This window comes from Streptomyces sp. NPDC050423, assembly GCF_040655445.1.
Taxonomy (GTDB): Bacteria; Actinomycetota; Actinomycetes; order Streptomycetales; family Streptomycetaceae; genus Streptomyces.
Genome location: NZ_JBFAJY010000018.1, coordinates 99,634 through 118,176, shown reverse-complemented (window position 1 = coordinate 118,176; position 18,543 = coordinate 99,634). Strand labels below are relative to the sequence as shown.

The following is an 18,543-nucleotide window of genomic DNA, read 5'->3' as shown; positions in this document are numbered from 1 at the left end:
TGGGTGCAAACCTGGAATGACGCCGGGCAGGGCAACGGGAGGAAAGAGCATCGTGCCGGAAGGCCCCTTCTCCACCAGCTCGCTCGCCGCCGAGTCATGTCGGTGCTCCGTCGGTTCGGGCGCGGCCACCGTGGTGGCGGCGTTGGGGCGTGATGCCGGGCCGGCCGCAGATGGTGCGACGCGGCTGGTCCGGGTGCGGGCTACTTGCCGCTGTAGACGGGGAAGGCGGCGTGCTCGCCGTAGTCCCGCTCGTCGAGCGTGCGCAGCGCGGCCATGTCCGCTTCGGAGATCTCGAAGTCGACGTCGGTGTTGGAGCGCATGTGCTCGGGATTCGCCGTCTTCGGCAGCGGCTGAGTGCCCAGCTGCAGGGCATAGCGGATGCACAGCTGCGGGACGCTCACCGCGTACTTCTCGGCGATCGCGGTGATCCGGCGGCTGTCGAGGAGCGTGCCGTGCGCGATCGGCGAGTACGCCTGCACGAGGATGTTCCGGTCCTTGCAGAAGGCCAGCAGCTCGGCCGGGGTGTTCCCGGCGTGCAGGAGCACCTGGTTCACGTGCGGTGCCACGGTCCCGTGGGCGAGGATGTTCTCCAGGTCGGACTGCAGGAAGTTCGACACCCCGATCGCGCGGATCTTCCCCGCCTTGTGGGCGTCCTCCAGCGCGCGCCAGGCCTGGCGGTTGCCCTCGGTGTAGTCGCCGCCACGGAAGTCGTCCCACGGCTGCGGTGCGTGGATCAGCATCAGGTCGATGTAGCCGATGTCCAGCTTCGCCATCGATTCGTCGATCGCTGCGGCCGCGGCGTCGTAGTCCTTGATCTCCGCGGCCAGCTTCGTCGACACGAACAGATCTTCGCGCGCCACGCCGCTGGTGCGGATACCTTCTCCCACTCCGTGCTCATTGCCGTATGCCTGCGCGGTGTCGATGTTGCGGTAGCCGATCCCGATCGCCGCGCGCACGGCGTCGGATGCCTTGTCGTCGTCGATGAACCACGTGCCCAGGCCGAGCTTCGGTGTCTCGACGCCGTTGGAAAGGGTGTAGGTCTCGTTCAGGATGCTCATGCGATCTCTCCGCTCTTCGGCAGCCGGCCGTACACCTCGTCGGTGACCGGCTCCAGCCACTCGTTGCTGACGTCTTCTCCCGGCGTGATGAAGGCGACGTGGGAGAACCAAGAGTCGGCCTTCGCGCCGTGCCAGTGCTTGGTGCCCGCCGGGACGCGGATCGCGGTGCCCGGTTCCATGCTGACCACGTCCTGCCCTTCGGCCTGGTACCAGCCGCTGCCCGCCGTGCACAGCAGGATCTGATCACCGCCGCCACCGGTGCCGTGGTGGATGTGCCAGTTGTTGCGACAGCCCGGCTCGAACGACACGTTGCTGACCGGGACGCGCCCGCCGGTCAGGGGAGCCAGGTAGCTCTGCCCGATGAAGTTCTCGGCGTAGGCATCATTGGTCCCGCCGAGCGGAAAGATCTGCTCGAACCCGCGAGTAGCCATATCGGATATCTCCTTGATCATTACGGTTCTGGCGGTGCTGAGCAGCCGCTGTGGGCGTGCCTCAGCAGGCCGGGCCCGGTGCCGCGACTATTCGGCGTCGGCGAGGATCGCCTTGAGCTGGGCGGCGGCGCCCATGGCGTTGGGCCATCCGGCGTAAAAGGCCAGGTGGGTGATCGCCTCGCTCAGCTCATCCTTGCTCAGCCCGTTGTCCGGGGCGAGCTGGAGGTGGAAGCCGAGCTGCTCGGAGCGGTACAGGGCGATCAGAGCGGTGACGGTGACCAGGCTGCGGTCACGCGGGGACAGACCGTCGCGCTCCCACACGTCGCCGAACAGCACCTCGTCGGTGACGTCGGCCGGCTTGGGCGTGATGTCACCGGTGGCCTGCTGTGCCGCGGACTGCTTCTCCGTCATGATCTTCGCTTCCCCTTCCGTGACGTGCTGTCGTGCCGAATTCCACGCTGCCACGCATGCGGGCCTGCGTGCAGAGGAGAATGTTTTCCCGGGAAGAGGACGTCCTAAGGGCTTGCAGGGAAGCAACACCTTGATTGCCTGCAAGCCCTTAGGAAGAATTCCTCCCCCTTACGACCTCACGGCCACCCGGCCACCCGGCCATCGTCATGGGCCGCCGCATGGACATCCCCGCCTGGAACCGTCTCGCCGCCGCCCCGGTCACCGATTTCGCAGCCGTGCCGGAAAAGCACCGCAACTACGTGCGCATCCTTTTCGCCGACCCGGCCATGCGCACTCTCTACGCCGACTGGAAAGGCGTGGCCCGCATGGCGATTGCACAGTTACGAGGTGGGATCACCCACTCACGACGGGCTGCGCATCCTCGCCTCGTGGGCCTTCGTGAGCACACATCAGGTCCTCCATGACCCCGAAGGCAGGCTGGACTCGGAGCTGCCCCTGGACCGGGAGCCGCACATGCTCCTCGTGCGGACCATGCTTGCCGTGACCGACCCGGCCAAACTCTCACCGGACGACTTCCGGCAGATCAGTCTGCAGCTCACGGGGCACGCCCGTGACAAGGTTCCGCGCCCATCGCCCGGGCCGAGCGAACTGACGCCGCATCGGGTTCCGGATCCCGCCGCGGGTCCGGAACCCGGTCTGCGTCGCCGCTCTCCGGCGCCCGGTGCCACTACTGGGGCAACTGCGCCAAGTAGGAGAGGAAGGGGCTGGTCTCCATGACCTTGCCATCCTTGTCGTAAAAAGTGGTCCGTTCGAGAACGCCCGGCAGGGTGTGGACCATGTACAACTCCCAGTCGGTGACGCTCGGAGCAAACTCCCACTTCTCGGCGAACGGCATGATCTTGCCGTTGGCCTGGGGAATCTTTCCCCTCCATCTGAGGTCCTTCTCCCACGTGTAGCCGCGGAGCAGGATATTGGGGTAGTCCGTCTGGCTCATGTCCTTGAGCGAGAAGTGGATCTGGTAGTTCGGTGAGTTCAGCCGGCTGAGGGTTTCCCGGCGCAGCTCGGCCCTCGTGATGTCCCTCCTCATCAGGTGCTCGAAGCCGTTGTCCTCTGCGAAGTTCTCGATCCCTCCGGACGACAGTCCAAGTGCTAGATGGCGGACCTGCTGGTCGGGCTGTGGCGCGGGCGGCGCGTCGACCGGCTGGACCTCGGTGATGAGGATCTTCTTGCCGTCGACGATGGCGATTCCCGCTGCGCCCCGGCCGACGGTGTCATCGAACGCCTTCTCGGCCGCGGTCAGCTTCTGGACGGAGCTACTTAAGTACAGCGCGCGGTAGGTGCCGTCGGGTTTCTTGACCAGCCCGTTGTAGAACCGGATCGGCGGGAGGACGCCAGCGTTGTCGGCGCTCGCCCTGGACGCGGCATTCGGGGACAGGACGGCCGTGACCGGCCGCTTGTCGACCTTCTCGCCGCTATGGTCAGCGTACTGGCCCAATGGCTTGCCCGAGGTGGCGCCCGAAACGCTGTCGCCACCGTCGACCTGTGGCGCCGCAGCAGCGGGGTGGGCCCGGTCGCCCCCGTCCGCCTGGCCTGCGCCCGGGGGCGGCGGAGTGAGCAGGGCTGCGAGGGCGGTCGCCATCTGTGCGATCAGGGTCCCGCGGGTGGTCCGCAGAGCGCTGCGTTTGGTGTCCAGGTCCGACTTCCGACCGTCCAGGGCCTTCTGATCGGCCTTGATCGAGTTGCCCTCGTCGGCGATCTTCCCGGCCTGGTCCTTGAGCCGCTGCTGCTCGCTGTTGACGGCCTGGGCCTCGGCGTTGAGCGCATCGGCGACCGACGGCGGCGCACCGTTGGGGTACTGGGCGACCTTGGCGTTGTGGGTGTCGATCTTCTGGTCGTTGGCATCGAGCGCGGCCAGTACCGCGCTGGACTGCTTGTTGTAGGCGGTGGTCCGCTTGTCGAGCGCGCTCTGCTGGCCGTCGAGGTCCTTCTGGGTGGGCAGGGCGGACAGTTGCTGGTCGAATGCCCTGATCTGCGCGTTGAGTGAGGCGGGGTACGCGGCGCCGGTGACGAGGGCTTCGATCGCGGTCCCGCTTACCTCGGACGAGCCGGTGGCAGCCTGGGCCGGCGCGGTGGGGGCGAGCACGGTCAGGAGCAGGGTCAAGGCGAGCGCCGGCAGGCGGCGCATCCGGTTCGTCACTGCACCCGCCCAGCGATCTGGTTGGCGATCGAATGGGCGGCCGTGCGGCCGTCACCTGCCCCGCAGACCGAGACCTGAAGAAGTGTCGACGCCTTCAGTCGGGCTTCCCGGTAGCAGGACCATCCCCCGGCCTGGTCCTGCGCAGCAGTCCACTGCAGCGTCCCCGACGTGGAACCGTCCATCTGGTAGGTCCACTTCGACGCGGTGCCGCCGTGCGGGGCGGCCCGTACGGCGTTCTTGCAGGCACCAATTCCTTCGGAGAGGTTCTCGAAGGCGGAGCGGGCCTGATCGGCGGTGGCGTAGCGGCCCACGGTCTGGGTCGCGGTGCGCTCCGGGGCGGCGGCGGAATCTTGCTGAACCACCGTCAGGAAAGCAGTCCAGCCCCCCTCGTATACGACCGTGGTCGCAGGGCCCACCGCCACGGAGCACCCTGGCGGGTCGGCCTGCAGCGGGCCCGCGGGCCTGCTCGCACGGGTCTCGCTGTTCAGCGTGTCCCCGACGGCGCGACTGACCTCCTTCGAGGAGAGCACGGTCGCCTGGATCGTCCCCGCCACCGGGGCCGGCCCGCCGTCCGCGTCCGAGGGCCACTGCCACCACACCAGCCCCGCGACGAGCGCGGCCAGGACGGCCGCGAGCGGGACAACCACGCGCAATCGGCGGGCCCGGGCCTCGGCCCCCGGTTGGGCCGCAGCGGACCACGTGCTGTCCGGGACTTCCTTGCTGGTCATCAGACCTCCCACGTTCCTTCCGGGATCACGCCGATCACCTGGTTCACGGTGTAGCTGCCCGAGCCTGCGGCGTCCTGGTAGGTCGCCGACAGGAACGCCTTCCACGCCTGCCCGTAGACCGACTGCGTCGTCGGTCCGGCGGCGATGGCGCATTCCGACGGGGTCACGGCGAGCGGGGAGTGCGGCCGGCGTCACCGACGCGGCCGGCGGCTGCGCGCCCGGCCCGGCAGCCGGTTGCACGGGCGCGGGCGGCGCCGCGCCGCCGCCGGGGCCGAGCTGGGGCGGCACCGCGCGTGGCGTCTGCTGCCAGGTGGGCGGCGCCGGTGCGGCCGGGTCCTGGTTCCAGTAATGCTTCGTCATGACGTCCTTCCTGGTTGCGGTGTTCGGGTCAGCGCCGTTCATCGGTTGCACGAGGCGGCGAGGACGAACAGCAGGAACAGCACGGCGAGGACGCCGAGGCAGCCGATGCTGCCCTCCGGGTTCTTGGTGTTGGCCTCGACCGTTCCGCCGGGGCACAGGCCGGGGTGGCGGTCGGTGTAGTGCGTGATCTGCGCCTGCTCGCCCTGGGATTCGGTGCCCCAGGAGGTCTTGAAGCTGCACTCGCCGCACCGGTAGCGGTATGCCATGTCGGATCCTTAAATCTTTGTCGGTGGGATGGTGGGTCGGTTGCCGCGCGGCGGGGTCAGCGCCAGCGCCAGCAGACGGTGTAGCCGAGGTTGTGGAACTCGTTGGAGCGCCAGTAGGTGGAGCCGTCCTGGCCGCAGAATGCGGAGTGGCTCGGCGTGCTGGTGCGTCCGGTGACGTAGACGTTGGAGCGGTCGCAGCTGCCGACGTTGGTGAAGGTGGAGCCCGACTTGGACAGGCATTCGCGGACGGTGGCGTATCCCGCGTCATCGGGGAACACCATGGACAGGCACTGCAAGACGTCTTGGCCCGCGCCCTTGGGGCCGGAGACGGTCCGCCACTGGTTGTAGTGGGGCCAGCTGTCGCACTTGGAGTGGTCGCTGGTGCCGTGGTAGACGGCGAGGACCTTGAAGGCGCCGGTCCGGCAGGACAGCAGCGACCATGGACCCGCGCCATTCGGCCCGAAGACGCAGTCGCCCTGCCGGGCGTGGTAGGAGTCCCCGCCGGAACTCTGGTAACTGAGGCACAGGACGCGCGAGTAGCGCCTGGAGCTGACGCTTTCGTCGTTTCGGGGCACTTTGGCGCAGCCGTCCAGGTCGGTGCTGCCCTCGTTGATTCGGACGACCTTGAACGTCCCGGTGGTGCAGGTGGTCGGGGTGAGGTCGGCGTGACCGCTGGTCCCGGTGTCGAAGAAGCAGTCGCCGACGCCCGCGGTGGCGACCGGGTCGGTCGGACTCGGGCTCGGGGTGGGCGTGGGTGTCGGTGTCGGGGTTCTCGGTCGGGTGCTGCTGAGGGTCGGATCGGGCTGCGGGGTCCGGTACGAACTGCCGGCGGAGCGTGACGGGTGAGTGGCCATCGGCGTGTCGTTGTCGGCGGCCGTGCGGGTGTCGGCCGGGTGGGAGTCGTCACGGTGGGCCACAATCAGCAGCATTGCCACGACGGCGACCACGGCGGCGAGTACCTTGCCGATCCGGGCCGCTGTGCTGCCCACTCCCGTGCCGCCTGCTGCGGAACCCGTCGAACCTGCTCCGCTGTTGACGTGTGGTCGCGGGGCAGCCAGCCCGGTCGGCGGCTTCGGCTTCGCTCCCCCGGCTACTTTCGGCCCGCGGCCTGGTTTCAACTTGCCGGAAGCCGAGGCCAGTTGCTCGGACCAGGCGGCGGGCGTCGGCCGGGTGGCCGGGTCCGTGCCGAGCGAGGCACGGGCCAGGGCGCCGAGGGCCGGGTCGATCGCTGCCAGCGCGGCCGGGTCGGTGGTGCTCTGGTCGCGGGCGAAGAGGCGGACGGCGAGCAGGGCGAGCTTGTAGGTGTCGCTGTGCCGGGTCGCCCGTTCCTCGCCCGCGGGGACGTGCCAGTCCGGGGTCTCGGCCTGCGGCAGTACTGTCGCAAGGTCGGTGCGGGCCGCGTCACAGTCGATGAGGAAGCACTCGGGCTGCTGCGCGGGGGCGAAGAGCAGGTTCTTCGGCGAGAGGTCGCCGACGGCGACGCCGAGGCGGTGCAGCCGGTCGAGGGTGGTCGCGAGGTCGGCGAGCAGCAGCAGGCGGTCCCGGTCGGTGACGGTCAGTCCGATCCCGGCGACGTAGGCGTCCTCGTTGAGGAGGTACTCCAGGGTGGCGAGCCGGGGCGAGCCCTGGTTGCCGGCCGCCAGGGTCCGGAGCGTGAAGCGGAAGCGGTCGGGGACGGCCCGCATCAGGAACCCGCACGTCTGTCCGCCGCGCCGGACCACGGCGGCAGGCCAGGCGGTCTTCTCGCACAGCCAGCGTCCCTGTTCTCCGGTCAGCCGCCCGGGCAGTGCGACCGCGGCGGCCAGCGCGGCGGCGTCCACCTGCGGCAGCACCGCCGGGGCGTACTCCTTGTAGACGACCTCCCAACCGCCGTCGGCCGCTGACTCGTTGATGTGCTTGTTGCGCACCCGGTGGACCGATCCCTGGCCTCCTCGGCCGAGTTCCCCGTCCAGGGCCAGCGTGGCGAACTCGACCGGGCCGAGCGGCCGCGCGCTCACCTCGCTCCCTCGGCCCGGGGCCAGATCGCCAGCAGGGTGCGGTCGTCGTCGAAGGTCTCCCGGGTGAAGTCCAGGACGTGGCCGAGCCACAACGGATGTGGTGGCGCGGCGAGGTGACGGGCAAACAGCTCCCCGACCCGGCCGTCGCCCTCGCCGAGCGGGTCGCCGAACCCGTCGGTGCCGACCAGCAGCGTCCACGGCTCGGCCAGCCGTTCGATGGCGGTCTCCGGCCGGTCGGGGACCAGTGGAAGCGGGGAGACCTCGTTACTGACCAGCGGCGTGCCCGGTACGGCCTTGCCGCCGAACAGCGGGTGATATCCGCCGCCGGCCCGGTCGAGGAGCCACGCCCCGGAGTCGCCGATCCGGAACACTTCGGCCTCCAGGACGTCGCCCGCGGCACGGACCACCCCCGCCACCAGGGTGGTCGCGTACAGCCGGGCCACCTCGGCCGCCTGCGGCGCGGCGACGCCGAGCCGCCACCGCGCCAGTTCGTGCAGCCGTTCCGCGGCGTGGGCCGCGACGTCGGCGCCGTCCAGCCGCTCCGCGCTCCGGTCGAGCAGGTGCAGGATGCGTTCGACGGCGGCCCGGCACGCCTCGACGGCGCCTTGGTGGGACTCTGCGGCGCTGGACACGCCGTCGGCGACCGCGAAGACGATGCTGCCGGTGGCCTCGTGCACGGCGGCGCGCGCCGCGTCCTGGCGTGGTTGCCGGTAGTAGCGGTGCTTGGCGCCGCGGACGGAGGCGAACCGCAGGGTGAGCCGGTCGGTGGACCAGCCCTCGCACTCGCTGTCGGGGAAGTCGAAGGCGTACTGGCTGGGCGGCCGGGCCTCGAACTCCAGGCCCGGCACGTCCACGATGATCCGCTGCCACGGCACCAGGTCCGGTCCGGTCGCCGGGGGCGGCCCGGCGGGCCTCGGGGGCGCCGCCGGCGGCACGGGGTCCGGGTCGCCCCGGCGGGCGGGCGTCACCGGCCGACCTCGTCGATGGCCATGGTGAACTGGTCGGGCCGGTTTACCACCAGCTGCGGGTTGGCCGAGTTCAGGGCGTGTCCGGAGGCCACCAGGCTCATGGTGAGCGAGTGGAAGAACTCCGAGATCGCCCGGCCGACGTCGGTTCCGGACTTGGCAAGGAAGGCGAACTCGGGGCGGGTCGCGACCTTGACCATGGTCTGCGCCCAGGCGTCGCCGAGACCGCAGGCGATGATGTTCGGCGCGGTCGGCGTGCGGTCCCGGTCGGTCAGCTCCGCGTGCGGCGCGTGCCAGGACGAGCCGTCGGTGGGCTGGCCGTCGCTGAGCAGGAAGACCACCGGGCGGTGCACCCGGTAGCCCTCGCCGCGCAGCCACTTCACGTCGCCGGGGATCCGCTGCAGCAGGTCCTCGAAGACGGCCTGGTAGTTGGTCACCCCGCGGATCACCAACCGGGGCACCGTGGTCTCGGTGCGCATGTCGGCCACCGCGAGCCGGACCTGGACGTCGTCGGAGAAGCCCAGCACGGCCAGCCGGAGCTTGGCCGCGACCATCGGCTCCGCCCGCAGCTTCTCGCACAGCGACGCCACCCCGTCCCCCAGCTCCCGCTGGTACGGGGCCATCGAGCCCGACTCGTCGGCCACCACGTAGGCCGGCAGCAGGACGCCCTTCGCCTCCGCCATTGCAAACACCGCCTTTCTCAAGTTCATGCAACTGGTGTCGCGGACGGGGCGGCCCGCCGCGCAACGAGGTGCGCCGGGGGCCGCGGAACCGCTGTCCGCACCACCGATGCTGGCGTCGCATCAGGCAAACGCACAGGTCACAGCACCGGTCATATGTGACCGGTCGTCAGCGGTAGGCTCGCGTCTGTTCTTTTGAATCTTCGGGGGAAGGGCGGGGCGTGGCGGAGACGCTCGGAGCACTGGTGCGGCAGTTACGGAAGCAGGCCGGTCTGACGCAGTTCCAGCTCGCCGAGCGGGCTGGGCTCGGCGAGAGCACTGTCCGCCGGATCGAGACCGACCGGCCCTTCGACCACCGGCTCGGCACCATCAACCGCATCGCGGACGCGCTCGACGCCGGCCCCGAGGACCGCCGCCGGCTGAGTGCCCTCAGCGGGGGCACCGTCCCGGAAGCCCCGGTGCCCCCACCACCGGAACCAGCGCCGCCGCCCCGGGACCACGGCCCGCTCGCCGACGCCGCCGAGGAACTGGCCCGCGAGAGCCGGCAGCGCTGGCGCCGCGAGGAGGCCCAGCACCGGGTGCACCACCCGTTCGCACTTCCGGTGCGCTGGCAGCAGGTGTCGGCGGGGGTGGCCGACCAGTCTGCGAACGCCCACCTGCTGGCCCCCGGCGAGGCCCGCACCGAACCGGACCTCAGCGGCGACCTGCGGCGGGTCGCCGAGATCTACCGGCGCGTGCCGTCGGGCCGGCTGGTGGTACTCGGCCGGGCCGGATCGGGCAAGTCGATCCTGGCGGTGCGGTTCGCCCTCGACCTGCTGGACGCCCGAACCCGCAACGAACGGGTGCCGGTGATCTTCAGCCTCGGCGCCTGGAACCCGACCACCGTGGCCCTGCGCGACTGGCTGATTGCCCGGCTGCTGCGCGACTACCCGCACCTGGCCCGGCGGGTGCCCAGCGGCAAGACACTGGCTGCGGACCTGCTCGACGACGATCTCGTCCTCCCCGTCCTGGACGGGTTCGACGAACTCGCCGAAGACCTGCGCGCCCCGGCCCTCGAAGCACTCAACCTCTCCCAGTTGCCGCTCGTCCTGACCAGCCGGCACGCCGAGTTCACCCCCGCCGTCCGAGAGGCGCACGCTCCGCTGGCCGCCGCCGTTGTCCTGGAACTGCGCGACCTCGACCTCGACGACCTGCGCGGCTACCTGCCCCGGACCGACCCGGCCTTCCCCGGGCCCGCCGACACCGACGGGCAGGGCGCGACCTGGGAGGCCGTCCTCGACCCCGCCCGGACGGCGGAGAGCGCCGGCCGCGCTAACCTCGCTGCCGCGCTGCGCACCCCGCTGATGATCGCCCTCGCCCGCACCATGTACAGCGACCACCCGGATCGGCGGCCGGGCGAACTCCTGGACACCGCCCGTTTCCCCGACCCCGATGCGATCGAGGAGCACCTGCTGGCCGGGTTCGTCCCCGCCGTCTACCGCCCCCGTCCCACTGAACGGCTCGACACCGCCCACCGCCGACCCGGATCGTGGGACGCGGAACGCGCCGAACGCTGGCTCGGCCACCTCGCCGACCACCTGACCCGACTCGGCCGCGAACGGCAGGACCTCACCTGGTGGGAGGTCGGCACCGGCATGAGTCGCCTCTCCCGCACTGTGATCATCGCCGTCCTGGCCGGCCTCGCCTTCGGCGTCACCACCGCGATCGGCAACGTCCCCGTCGACCTGGTCGCCACTTCGCACAGCCTCCGGTTCGCCGTCGTCCGCGGCCTGCTGGTCGGCGTCCTGCACGGCCTCACCGCCGGCACACTCTTCGGACTCGTCTACTGGCACGCCTCCGCCCGCGCCGCCCTCAGACCCTCGCCGGTCCGTATGCGGCTCGGCATCGGCACCCCGACAACCCGCCGCAATGCCTGCATCCGGTTCCTGATCGGTCTGTTGGGCGGAGCGGCCGGCATGGCGCTGCTCATCCTGGTCGACGAAGGCCTGGTGGCCCCGCTCGGCCTCGCTGACGGACAGAGTGCGAGCATCGCCGCCGGGCTTGTGTTCGTTGTACCGATCGCCCTCTCGATCGGGCTGGTCTTCGGCCTGATCGCCCTGTTCGAGGCCCCGGTCCGCACCGAAACTGTGGTCAGTCCCGCAGACCTGCTGCACATCGACCGCCGCAACGTCGCCTACCACCTGCTCACCTGGACTCTCGTCCTCGGTATCGGCGTCGGTCTGGTCAACGGCATCGTGTATGGGCCGCTGCGCGGCTTCGAGGTCGGCCTGGTCTTCGGGCTGGAGGGCGCGTTCGGCGCCGGGCTCGGCTACGGACTGAGCCTGACCGCCTGGGGTCAGTGGGTGGCACTGGCCCGCATCTGGCTGCCGCTCACGGGCCAACTGCCCTGGGCGCTGATTGCCTTCCTGGACGACGCCCACCAGCGCGGCGTGCTCCGCCAGGTCGGCGCGGTTTACCAGTTCCGCCATGCCTGGATCCAGAGCCACCTGAGCCGCAGCCACCAGCAGCGCCACGGCCGCGGACAGCGCCGACGCGACCACTCGAAAAAAGGGGCACGATGAGCGCCGAATCCCGTATGCACCGCCCGAGCGGGCGCACCCGGCGCGCGGCCGTTGCCGCGACCGCCACCGCTCTTGTCGGCGCTCTCGCCACCGCCCCCGCAGCCGCCCGGCCCGCCCCCACCCTGCACTACACCTGCGTCTTCCCGACCATCGGCGGACAGGCCATCACTGCCAGGATCTCCGCGGACATCCCGGCCACCCTGCCGGCCGGCGAGTCCAGCTCGGCCTTCGCCATCCAGGCGGCCGCCACCGTCGAGGCATCCTTCACCCTCGGCCTGCGCTACGTCCTCGGGGTGCGCACCATCGAAGGCTCGGTCGACGCCGAGACCCGCGTCCTCGCCCCGCAGAGCGAGACCGCCGTCCTCGTCCATCTCACCATCACCCGCACCGCCGTCCCCGCTTCCGGCTCCTTCGAGATCTCCGCCACCGGCAACGCGCCCCGGCTTTCCTTCACCCGCCCCGGCACCGGACGCGTGACCGCCGGCAGCTTCACCCTCCACCTCGTGCCCAAGGACGCCGACGGCAACCTGGCCGGGCCTGGCCGGGTCGACGTCCCCTGCACCCTGAACGCCAGCCAGGACATGACCGTCGCCCCCTTTGACGTCACCCCTGCGAACACCTCCCCCACCCCGTCCCCCACCGCCCCGGCCTCATCCTCTGCAAGCCCTGCCACCACCCCGCCGGGAACGGACGCCTCCGCCGTCGCAACCCCGGCCGCCGCCACAGTCACCCCGCAAGCCCCTCCACCGCCGGCATCCGCCGTCCCGCTGTCACAAACCGCCCACCCCGCGGGCGTCGGCCTGATCACCGCCGCAATCGCCGCAGCCCTCGCCGCCATTGCCGCAGCCGCCGTCCTCCACCGGCGGTCGAAGCGTCGCAGCACGTCATGACCGCCCGTCACCGGGCGCTGGTCCCTCTCACCTTGTGCCGGGGCATGTCATGGTGCTGGGCGCGGGATGTCGCGCGGGCGTGGCGGGTGCCACGGTCAGGGGTGTTGACCTCGACCACCATCAGGCCGGCCGCGCTGAGCACCGTCGTCAAGCCGGCCCCGTACGAGCCGGTGCACTCCACCCCGACCGCTTGTACCTGCCCGAACGTGATGAGCCACGTCAACAGAGCGCGTTACCCCTGGGTGGTGGTGGGAAACTCTTGGTCGGCGGCAGGACGTCCCAGCGGGTCCACGACGGCGGCGTGGTGGGTGTCGGTGTGGGTGTCGACTCCGGCGAAGACTGCGTTCTCGGGCTGCTGATCGATCATGCTGGAGTGCTGCCTCCTCGTCGTGCTGACAGGGCAACACGCGCCAGCCGAGACAAGCGGACACGACACGACGTCCGCGTCGAGAGCCGGCCCGACCCGAAGATCGTCCAGCCGACCGACGCCGTCGTCCGTGTGATCGCCTCGTGCGCGTGCGGGAGCGACCTGTGGCCCTCCGCCTCCATGCCCGCCACCGACACCGGACGCCCGATGGGGCACGAGTTCCTCGGCGTCGTCGAAGAGGCTGGTGCGGAGGCGACCGGCCTGACGCCGGGCGATCTGGTCGTGGCCCCGTTCACCTACAGCGACAACACCTGCGACTACTGCACCAAGGGCCTGCACATCTCCTGTCGCCATGGCGGCCGGTACGGCTTCGACGGCGTGGATGGCGGACAGGGCGAGGCCGTCCGTGTCCCGCAGGCAGCCGGCACCCTGGTCAAGCTCCCCGTCGCCGCAGACTCCGCGTTGCTACCGTCCTGCTGGCCCTCTCCGAGGTCATGATCACCGGCCACCATGGCGCCGTCACGGCCGGCGTCGGCCGCGGCGACACCGTGCTTGTCGTCGGGGATGGCGCGGTCGGCCTGTGCGCGCCTACACCGAGCAGCTCCTGCCCGACGTCCTGGACGGCGCCATCGCCCCCCGGCCGCGTCTTCGCCGAGCGCATGGCGAGAACTTCGACGTCTTCGACTTCGAGCTCACCGACGAGCAGATGGCCGAGATCGCCACCCTCGACACCGGAAGCTCCCTGTTCGTCGACCACCACGACCCCGAGATCGTCACCTGGCTCGCCAAGCGCCGCCTCGACGCCTGATCCGAAACGCAACGCGACGACTGCAAGGGATGGGCGGAGGCCCGTCGGCCTGCCGCCCACCCCTGCTTCCTGCCCGACCGTTCGTCCCCCCGGGGACTGGCCCGTGACCCGAACCGACCGTCTGCCGGCGCGGCGCACACTGGTGCGTGCCGCGCTGCTGACCGGAGCTGCCGCCATGACCACCGCGCTCACGGCCTGCACATCCGACCCCGACCGGCAGAGGTCCGGCCGGACCACAACATCGCCGGCAGCCAGGTCCACCTGCCCACCTCGCGGCAAAATCCTGCTCGCCTACTTCTCCCGGCCTGGCGAGAACTACTACGGCGATGAGCGGCCTGGGCACCACCGAACGCGACTACGCCGCCTCCTGCCCCGGTCTGCTGCTACAAACAGCTACACAAACTGACCCGCCGGACACGGTCCTATGCGGTCTCGATCGCGTTCTGGATCAGGCGACTCGCCAGCGCCCGGCCACGGCCGAGGGGATCTGGGGTCCGTCCTCGCTGCAGGCCGGCCATGGCTCCGTCGTACACGAGCAGTACGTCACCTGCCAGGGTGCCGGGATCGTCGGTGGTGACGGTCCCAGCCAGCTGGTTCAGCCGGGTGAGGAGGAGTGTGGACTCTGCCGTGATCACGGCCCGGACGGGGTGGTCGAGGTCGGGCAGCTCGGTGCTGGTCGCGAGGAAGGCACATCCGCGGCCCGGGGTGTACCGGCCCCGATAGGTGGAGACCGCGTCGAAAAGGGCCAGGAGCTTCTCGGCGGGTGTGGCCGCAGCGTCAATGGCTTCCTGCCATGTCTGATCCCAGCGGTCCATGCGCCGGCGCAGCGCGGCGGCGATCAGACCGTCCTTCCCACTGAAGTGCGCGTACAGCGTGCCGGGCGCGACATGGGCGTGGTGCAGCACCTGATCGACGCTGGTGCGGGCGATGCCGTCCCGGGAGAAGAGTTCGTCGGCGGCGTCGAGCAATCGGTCTCTGGGGGACGCGCTGACCGCCGCTTCGCCGGTGTCCTGGTCCATGGCTTCCACAATAACCAGCGTTACACTGAAACGATCGTTTCAGTGGGATGAGAGTGTGAACCGCCGATTGTTCCGACCGGAGGTGCGCACGTGTCCGTACCGGCCTGCACGAGACCTGCCCGTACCCGAGCGTTCATCGGCGCGGGCCTGGTCCTCGTCAGCTGTCTGAGCGTGCAAGCCTCAGCAGCACTCGCCTCGACTCTCTTCGATCGGCTGGGCGCTCCCGCCGTCGCCGGGCTCAGGCAGCTCTGCGCTGCCCTCATCCTGCTGGTGCTGGTACGCCCGAGGGTCCGCGGGCACACGCGGCGCGAGTGGGCCGGCATGGCCGTCTACGGCGCGGCGATGGCCGCGATGAACGTGGCCTACTACTGCGCGGTGGGCCGCCTCCCGCTCGGCGTGGCGGCGACGCTGCTGTTCCTCGGGCCATTCGTCGTGGCGGTCGCCTCGGCGCGCGCCTGGCGGGAAGCCCTCTTCCCCGCAGCCGGTCTGGCGGGCGTAGTCCTGGTCACGGGGCCCGGCGGGACGGCCGAATGGGCCGGAGTCGCCTTCGGCCTGCTTTCCGCGCTGGCCCTCGCCTGCTACACGGTCTTCGCGCAGCGCGTGGGCCGGACCTCCTCCGGACTGGAGGGACTGACCCTGTCGGTCTGCGTATCGGCGACGCTGCTGCTCCCCTTCTCCATCCCCGCCACTCCGGGCATGGACGGATCCGACTGGGGCCCGGTCGCCGCCTCCGGCGCCGTCGGGGTCGCCCTCGCCTTCACCCTGGACTTCCAAGCCGTGAAGCTGGCCACCACCAAAGTGGTCGCGACACTGTTCTCCCTCGACCCCGTGATGGGCGCACTCGTCGGCGCCGTAGCCCTCGCCGAGGGCCTCTCCGCACCGGTGCTCGTCGGCATGGGATTGATCATCTCAGCGGGCGCCACAGCGACCTGGCGCGCTGGAACGCCGCCGGCCTCCCTCGCCCCGGATGCCGCACAGCACACACAACCGCCCATGGAAGCGGCAACCGACAAGGCCATCGGCCACACTTCCCATGCCCAGCAGAATCACCGAGCGGCCACGCAGGACACAGTCCGGGACAGCGCGACCAGAGCAAAATGACCGCGCGCGACAGGGTCGACTCGCGTCGCCCGCAGCGTTCCGGGCGTTCCGGGCGTTCCGGCTCCAGGCTTGCCGATATCACGAGGCACCAATAGGCAGGGATACGGACGTGGATCCTCTCACGGCGGTACACACACTTCTGGAGGGTCCGGACGCAGCTACGGACGTACTGGGCGCGGTCATGGACCCTCATCCCGCCTGCGCGGAGGACAACGCCCGGGCGAAGCGGACGCTACCCGGCTCACGCCGGTGCACGAGGCCTATGACCCGGGGACGCTCCCCGGCTCACGCCGGTGCACGAGGCCTATGACCCGGGCTACGCCAAGACGTACCCGGGCGATCCCCCGGAGAAGTGGGCCGGCAAGCCGACCCTCCGCCTGGTGAACGACCCCGTGCACCGCTTCGAGGTCGAACCCCCGACGGCTGTCCGCCTCAAGGGCGTACGGGACCTGTCGGTGGAGTCGACCGTGTACGAGTGGCCCGGCACGGAGCAGTACCCCGCTCGCCTCCGCCTCCGCGGGCCCATCCCTGCGGACGCGGGGCACAGGCAACCTTCCGTAGCTGCCGGCTGTCATGTACGGCATGAAGATCTCATTTCTTTTACACAACGCATATGGGATAGGAGGGACGATCGCTACTACGTTCAACTTGGCCCGAGCGCTGGCCGATCGGCACGATGTGGAGGTCATCTCGGCTCTCCGGAACCGGGAACGGCCCAGCCTCACACCCGACCCGCGCGTGCGGCTGCGGCCCCTGGTGGACCTGCGGCACGAGCAGAACGACCCGCGGCATCTGACACCGGCGAAGATCTTTCCCTCGTCCGAGTACCGCTACCGGGAGTACAGCGCGCTCACTGATGAGCGCATCAGCGAGGCGCTGGCGTCGCTCGACGCCGACATCGTCGTGGGTACCCGCCCCGGCCTCAACGTCCACCTGGCCCTCCAGGCCCCCACGCGGACTGTGCGGGTCGGACAGGAACACCTCACGCTCGACAACCACCCGCCGCGGCTGCGCCAGGCGCTGCGCCGCGTCTATCCGCGCCTGGACGCGATCACCCCCGTCACGGAGGCCGACGCCGCCGCCTACCGACGCAAGATGCGGCTGCCGGGCGTACGGGTGCAGGCGCTGCCCAACAGCGTCCCGGCCCCGGCCCTCCCGCCGGCGGACGGCCGCGAGCGCGTCGTGGTCGCCGCCGGACGACTGGCGCCGGTGAAGCGGTTCGACCTGCTGATCGAGGCCTTCGCCGCGGTCGCCGCAGCGTATCCCGACTGGAAGTTGCGCATTTATGGCAAGGGCGAGGAACAGGCGCGGCTGCGTGGGCTCATCGACCGGTTGGGGCTGTACAACAACGTCTTCCTGATGGGCCCGGTGACCCCGATGGAAGCCGAGTGGGTCAAGGGCTCGATCGGGGCGGCGACGTCCGATTTCGAGCCCTTCGGCATGACCATCGTCGAAGCGATGCGCTGCGGGCTGCCGGTCGTGAGCACCGACTGTGCGTACGGCCCCGGCGAGATCATCGCCCCCGGTGAGGACGGCCGGCTGGTTCCCGTCGGGGACCGGGACGCGCTGGCCGGCGCCCTGCTGGACCTCGTGGGCGACGACGAACTGCGCCGGCGCATGGGGCGCACCGCGCTGGAGAACTCCCGGCGTTACGCCCCCGCCCCCGTCGTCGCCCAGGCCGAGCGGTTGTTCGAGGAACTGCTGGCGGCCCGGAGTGACGGCCGGCCGGCACGAGGGACGGACCATGCCCTGGTGAGCGGCGGTTACGCGGCCAGGGACACCATGCTCGTCGCGGCCGGCAATGCCGTGAGGGTCGCACGGAAGGCGCGGCGATGAGTGGAGTTGAGCGCGTGGGCCCGAGTGGACCGGTGGAGAAGCCCCGCGGGGAGGTGACGGTGGAGAAGGAAGGGCGGTTGGTCGTACGCGTACGGTTGCCCCTGCCCACCTCGGCACGTCCCCAACTGCTGCTTCAGCTGCGCCCGAAGAAGGGGGAGCCGGAGGGGACCGGCCGCCACGTCGAGCTGGAGCCCGCGGGGCAGGACCAGTGGCGGGCCGTTCTGGAGGCGGCCCCGGCTCTTGAGGAGGGCCGCTGGGACGCCTACGTCGTGGGCGCTCCGGGTGAGGAGCGCACACCGCTGCTGCCCGGTCTGCGTGATCTGCGCGCGCTGGTGTCCGGCGGGAGCGACGGCCGGCCAACGCCGGTGGCGGTCCGGATCCCGTACGCCACCAAGGACGGCCGGCTCGCCGTACGGGCCTGGTGGCGGGCCATGCACGCGGAGGCCGGCCGGATCGTCCTCGCGGGTGATTCGATGACCGTGACGGCGCGGCTGTTCGGCGCCCGGCTGGGCAAGGGCGCGGCGGCGTCGCTGAACCGACGGGGGCAGGACACCGCCGTACGGCGGATCGCACTCCGGGCCGAGGGCGACCAGGACTTGTCGTTCACCGTCGACTACGAGGAACTCGTGGCGGAAGGCGGAGGTCCGGGAGCGGGGAAGGCACCGGTGATCTGGGACGTGTACGTCCACCCGGCCACCGGCGCGCCGCGGATCCGGGTGGCCCGGCTGCTCGACGACATCGCGGACCGCAAGGCGGTCTTCGTCTACCCGGCTACCGTGCTCGGCGGGGTATCGGCGCGTCCGTACTACACGTTCGACAACGACCTCTCTGTGGAGGTCACACCGCAGCGCGCGCGGTGAACGTCGGT

At 70.7% G+C, this 18,543-nt stretch carries 17 protein-coding genes and 4 pseudogenes; 8 read left to right on the top strand and 13 right to left on the bottom strand.

Features of this window, described 5'->3' with window-relative positions; translation table 11 throughout:
* Positions 1–200: 200 nt before the first annotated feature.
* From AB0I52_RS16120 to AB0I52_RS16110, 3 genes are all read right to left on the bottom strand, one after another.
* Positions 201–1,058, bottom strand: a complete 858-nt coding sequence (locus AB0I52_RS16120) for an aldo/keto reductase (RefSeq protein ID WP_363072928.1) — start codon at positions 1,056–1,058, stop codon at positions 201–203.
* Positions 1,055–1,489 (bottom strand): cupin domain-containing protein, encoded by a 435-nt coding sequence (locus AB0I52_RS16115; RefSeq protein WP_363072926.1) that lies wholly within the window; start codon positions 1,487–1,489, stop codon positions 1,055–1,057. The genes AB0I52_RS16120 and AB0I52_RS16115 overlap by 4 nt, the downstream gene beginning before the upstream one ends.
* Positions 1,490–1,576: 87 nt before the next feature.
* Positions 1,577–1,900: a carboxymuconolactone decarboxylase family protein gene (locus AB0I52_RS16110; RefSeq protein ID WP_363072924.1), complete on the bottom strand. Its 324-nt coding sequence runs from the start codon at positions 1,898–1,900 to the stop codon at positions 1,577–1,579.
* Positions 1,901–2,094: 194 nt separating this feature from the next.
* Here AB0I52_RS16110 and AB0I52_RS16105 point away from each other — a divergent pair.
* A pseudogene (locus AB0I52_RS16105) lies at positions 2,095–2,286 on the top strand (transcriptional regulator); the annotation flags it as partial.
* Between the two features lie 341 nt (positions 2,287–2,627).
* On the opposite strand, the gene AB0I52_RS16100 reads toward AB0I52_RS16105, so the two are convergent.
* The 7 genes and pseudogenes from AB0I52_RS16100 to AB0I52_RS16070 form a co-directional block, all read right to left on the bottom strand.
* On the bottom strand, positions 2,628–4,085 hold the full coding sequence (locus AB0I52_RS16100; protein WP_363072922.1) for a hypothetical protein: 1,458 nt from the start codon (positions 4,083–4,085) through the stop codon (positions 2,628–2,630).
* Positions 4,086–4,093: 8 nt separating this feature from the next.
* Positions 4,094–4,825, bottom strand: coding sequence for a sensor domain-containing protein (locus tag AB0I52_RS16095; protein ID WP_363072920.1), 732 nt, complete (start codon positions 4,823–4,825; stop codon positions 4,094–4,096).
* A pseudogene (locus AB0I52_RS16090) lies at positions 4,825–5,001 on the bottom strand (sensor domain-containing protein); the annotation flags it as partial. The pseudogene AB0I52_RS16090 and the gene AB0I52_RS16095, both read right to left, overlap by 1 nt.
* 222 nt (positions 5,002–5,223) lie before the next feature.
* Positions 5,224–5,451, bottom strand: coding sequence for a hypothetical protein (locus AB0I52_RS16085; protein ID WP_363072918.1), 228 nt, complete (start codon positions 5,449–5,451; stop codon positions 5,224–5,226).
* A gap of 56 nt (positions 5,452–5,507) precedes the next feature.
* On the bottom strand, positions 5,508–7,448 hold the full coding sequence (locus AB0I52_RS16080; protein WP_363072916.1) for a hypothetical protein: 1,941 nt from the start codon (positions 7,446–7,448) through the stop codon (positions 5,508–5,510).
* Positions 7,445–8,416 (bottom strand): protein phosphatase 2C domain-containing protein, encoded by a 972-nt coding sequence (locus AB0I52_RS16075; RefSeq protein ID WP_363072914.1) that lies wholly within the window; start codon positions 8,414–8,416, stop codon positions 7,445–7,447. Before AB0I52_RS16075 ends, AB0I52_RS16080 begins: the two co-directional genes overlap by 4 nt.
* On the bottom strand, positions 8,413–9,123 hold the full coding sequence (locus tag AB0I52_RS16070) for a hypothetical protein (protein ID WP_363072912.1): 711 nt from the start codon (positions 9,121–9,123) through the stop codon (positions 8,413–8,415). The genes AB0I52_RS16075 and AB0I52_RS16070 overlap by 4 nt, the downstream gene beginning before the upstream one ends.
* 191 nt (positions 9,124–9,314) lie before the next feature.
* Here AB0I52_RS16070 and AB0I52_RS16065 point away from each other — a divergent pair, with 191 nt between their 5' ends.
* Positions 9,315–11,654 (top strand): helix-turn-helix transcriptional regulator, encoded by a 2,340-nt coding sequence (locus AB0I52_RS16065; protein WP_363072910.1) that lies wholly within the window; start codon positions 9,315–9,317, stop codon positions 11,652–11,654.
* On the top strand, positions 11,651–12,544 hold the full coding sequence (locus AB0I52_RS16060; protein WP_363072908.1) for a DUF6801 domain-containing protein: 894 nt from the start codon (positions 11,651–11,653) through the stop codon (positions 12,542–12,544). The genes AB0I52_RS16065 and AB0I52_RS16060 overlap by 4 nt, the downstream gene beginning before the upstream one ends.
* Positions 12,545–12,551: 7 nt before the next feature.
* Here AB0I52_RS16060 and AB0I52_RS16055 read toward each other — a convergent pair whose 3' ends face one another.
* Positions 12,552–12,767 carry a hypothetical protein gene (locus AB0I52_RS16055; RefSeq protein ID WP_363072906.1) on the bottom strand — a complete coding sequence of 72 codons (216 nt, stop codon included), beginning with the start codon at positions 12,765–12,767 and terminating at the stop codon, positions 12,552–12,554.
* A gap of 9 nt (positions 12,768–12,776) precedes the next feature.
* Complete coding sequence (locus AB0I52_RS16050) at positions 12,777–12,911, bottom strand: hypothetical protein (RefSeq protein WP_363072904.1); 135 nt, start codon at positions 12,909–12,911, stop codon at positions 12,777–12,779.
* Positions 12,912–12,920: 9 nt separating this feature from the next.
* Between AB0I52_RS16050 and AB0I52_RS16045 the strand changes: the two are divergent.
* Together AB0I52_RS16045 and AB0I52_RS16040 are read left to right on the top strand one after the other, a co-directional pair.
* Positions 12,921–13,498, top strand: a pseudogene (locus AB0I52_RS16045) (alcohol dehydrogenase catalytic domain-containing protein); the annotation flags it as partial.
* A gap of 77 nt (positions 13,499–13,575) precedes the next feature.
* Positions 13,576–13,719, top strand: a pseudogene (locus AB0I52_RS16040) (aldo/keto reductase); the annotation flags it as partial.
* A gap of 422 nt (positions 13,720–14,141) precedes the next feature.
* On the opposite strand, the gene AB0I52_RS16035 reads toward AB0I52_RS16040, so the two are convergent.
* Positions 14,142–14,738 carry a TetR/AcrR family transcriptional regulator gene (locus AB0I52_RS16035; protein ID WP_363072902.1) on the bottom strand — a complete coding sequence of 199 codons (597 nt, stop codon included), beginning with the start codon at positions 14,736–14,738 and terminating at the stop codon, positions 14,142–14,144.
* Between the two features lie 171 nt (positions 14,739–14,909).
* On the opposite strand from AB0I52_RS16035, the gene AB0I52_RS16030 reads away from it, so the two are divergent.
* The 3 genes from AB0I52_RS16030 to AB0I52_RS16020 all read left to right on the top strand — a co-directional run bounded on the left by AB0I52_RS16030 (position 14,910) and on the right by AB0I52_RS16020 (position 18,535).
* Positions 14,910–15,839, top strand: coding sequence for an EamA family transporter (locus AB0I52_RS16030; RefSeq protein WP_363072900.1), 930 nt, complete (start codon positions 14,910–14,912; stop codon positions 15,837–15,839).
* Between the two features lie 582 nt (positions 15,840–16,421).
* Positions 16,422–17,675: a glycosyltransferase family 4 protein gene (locus AB0I52_RS16025; protein ID WP_363072898.1), complete on the top strand. Its 1,254-nt coding sequence runs from the start codon at positions 16,422–16,424 to the stop codon at positions 17,673–17,675.
* Positions 17,672–18,535, top strand: coding sequence for a hypothetical protein (locus AB0I52_RS16020; protein WP_363072896.1), 864 nt, complete (start codon positions 17,672–17,674; stop codon positions 18,533–18,535). The genes AB0I52_RS16025 and AB0I52_RS16020 overlap by 4 nt, the downstream gene beginning before the upstream one ends.
* Positions 18,536–18,543 lie beyond the last annotated feature (8 nt).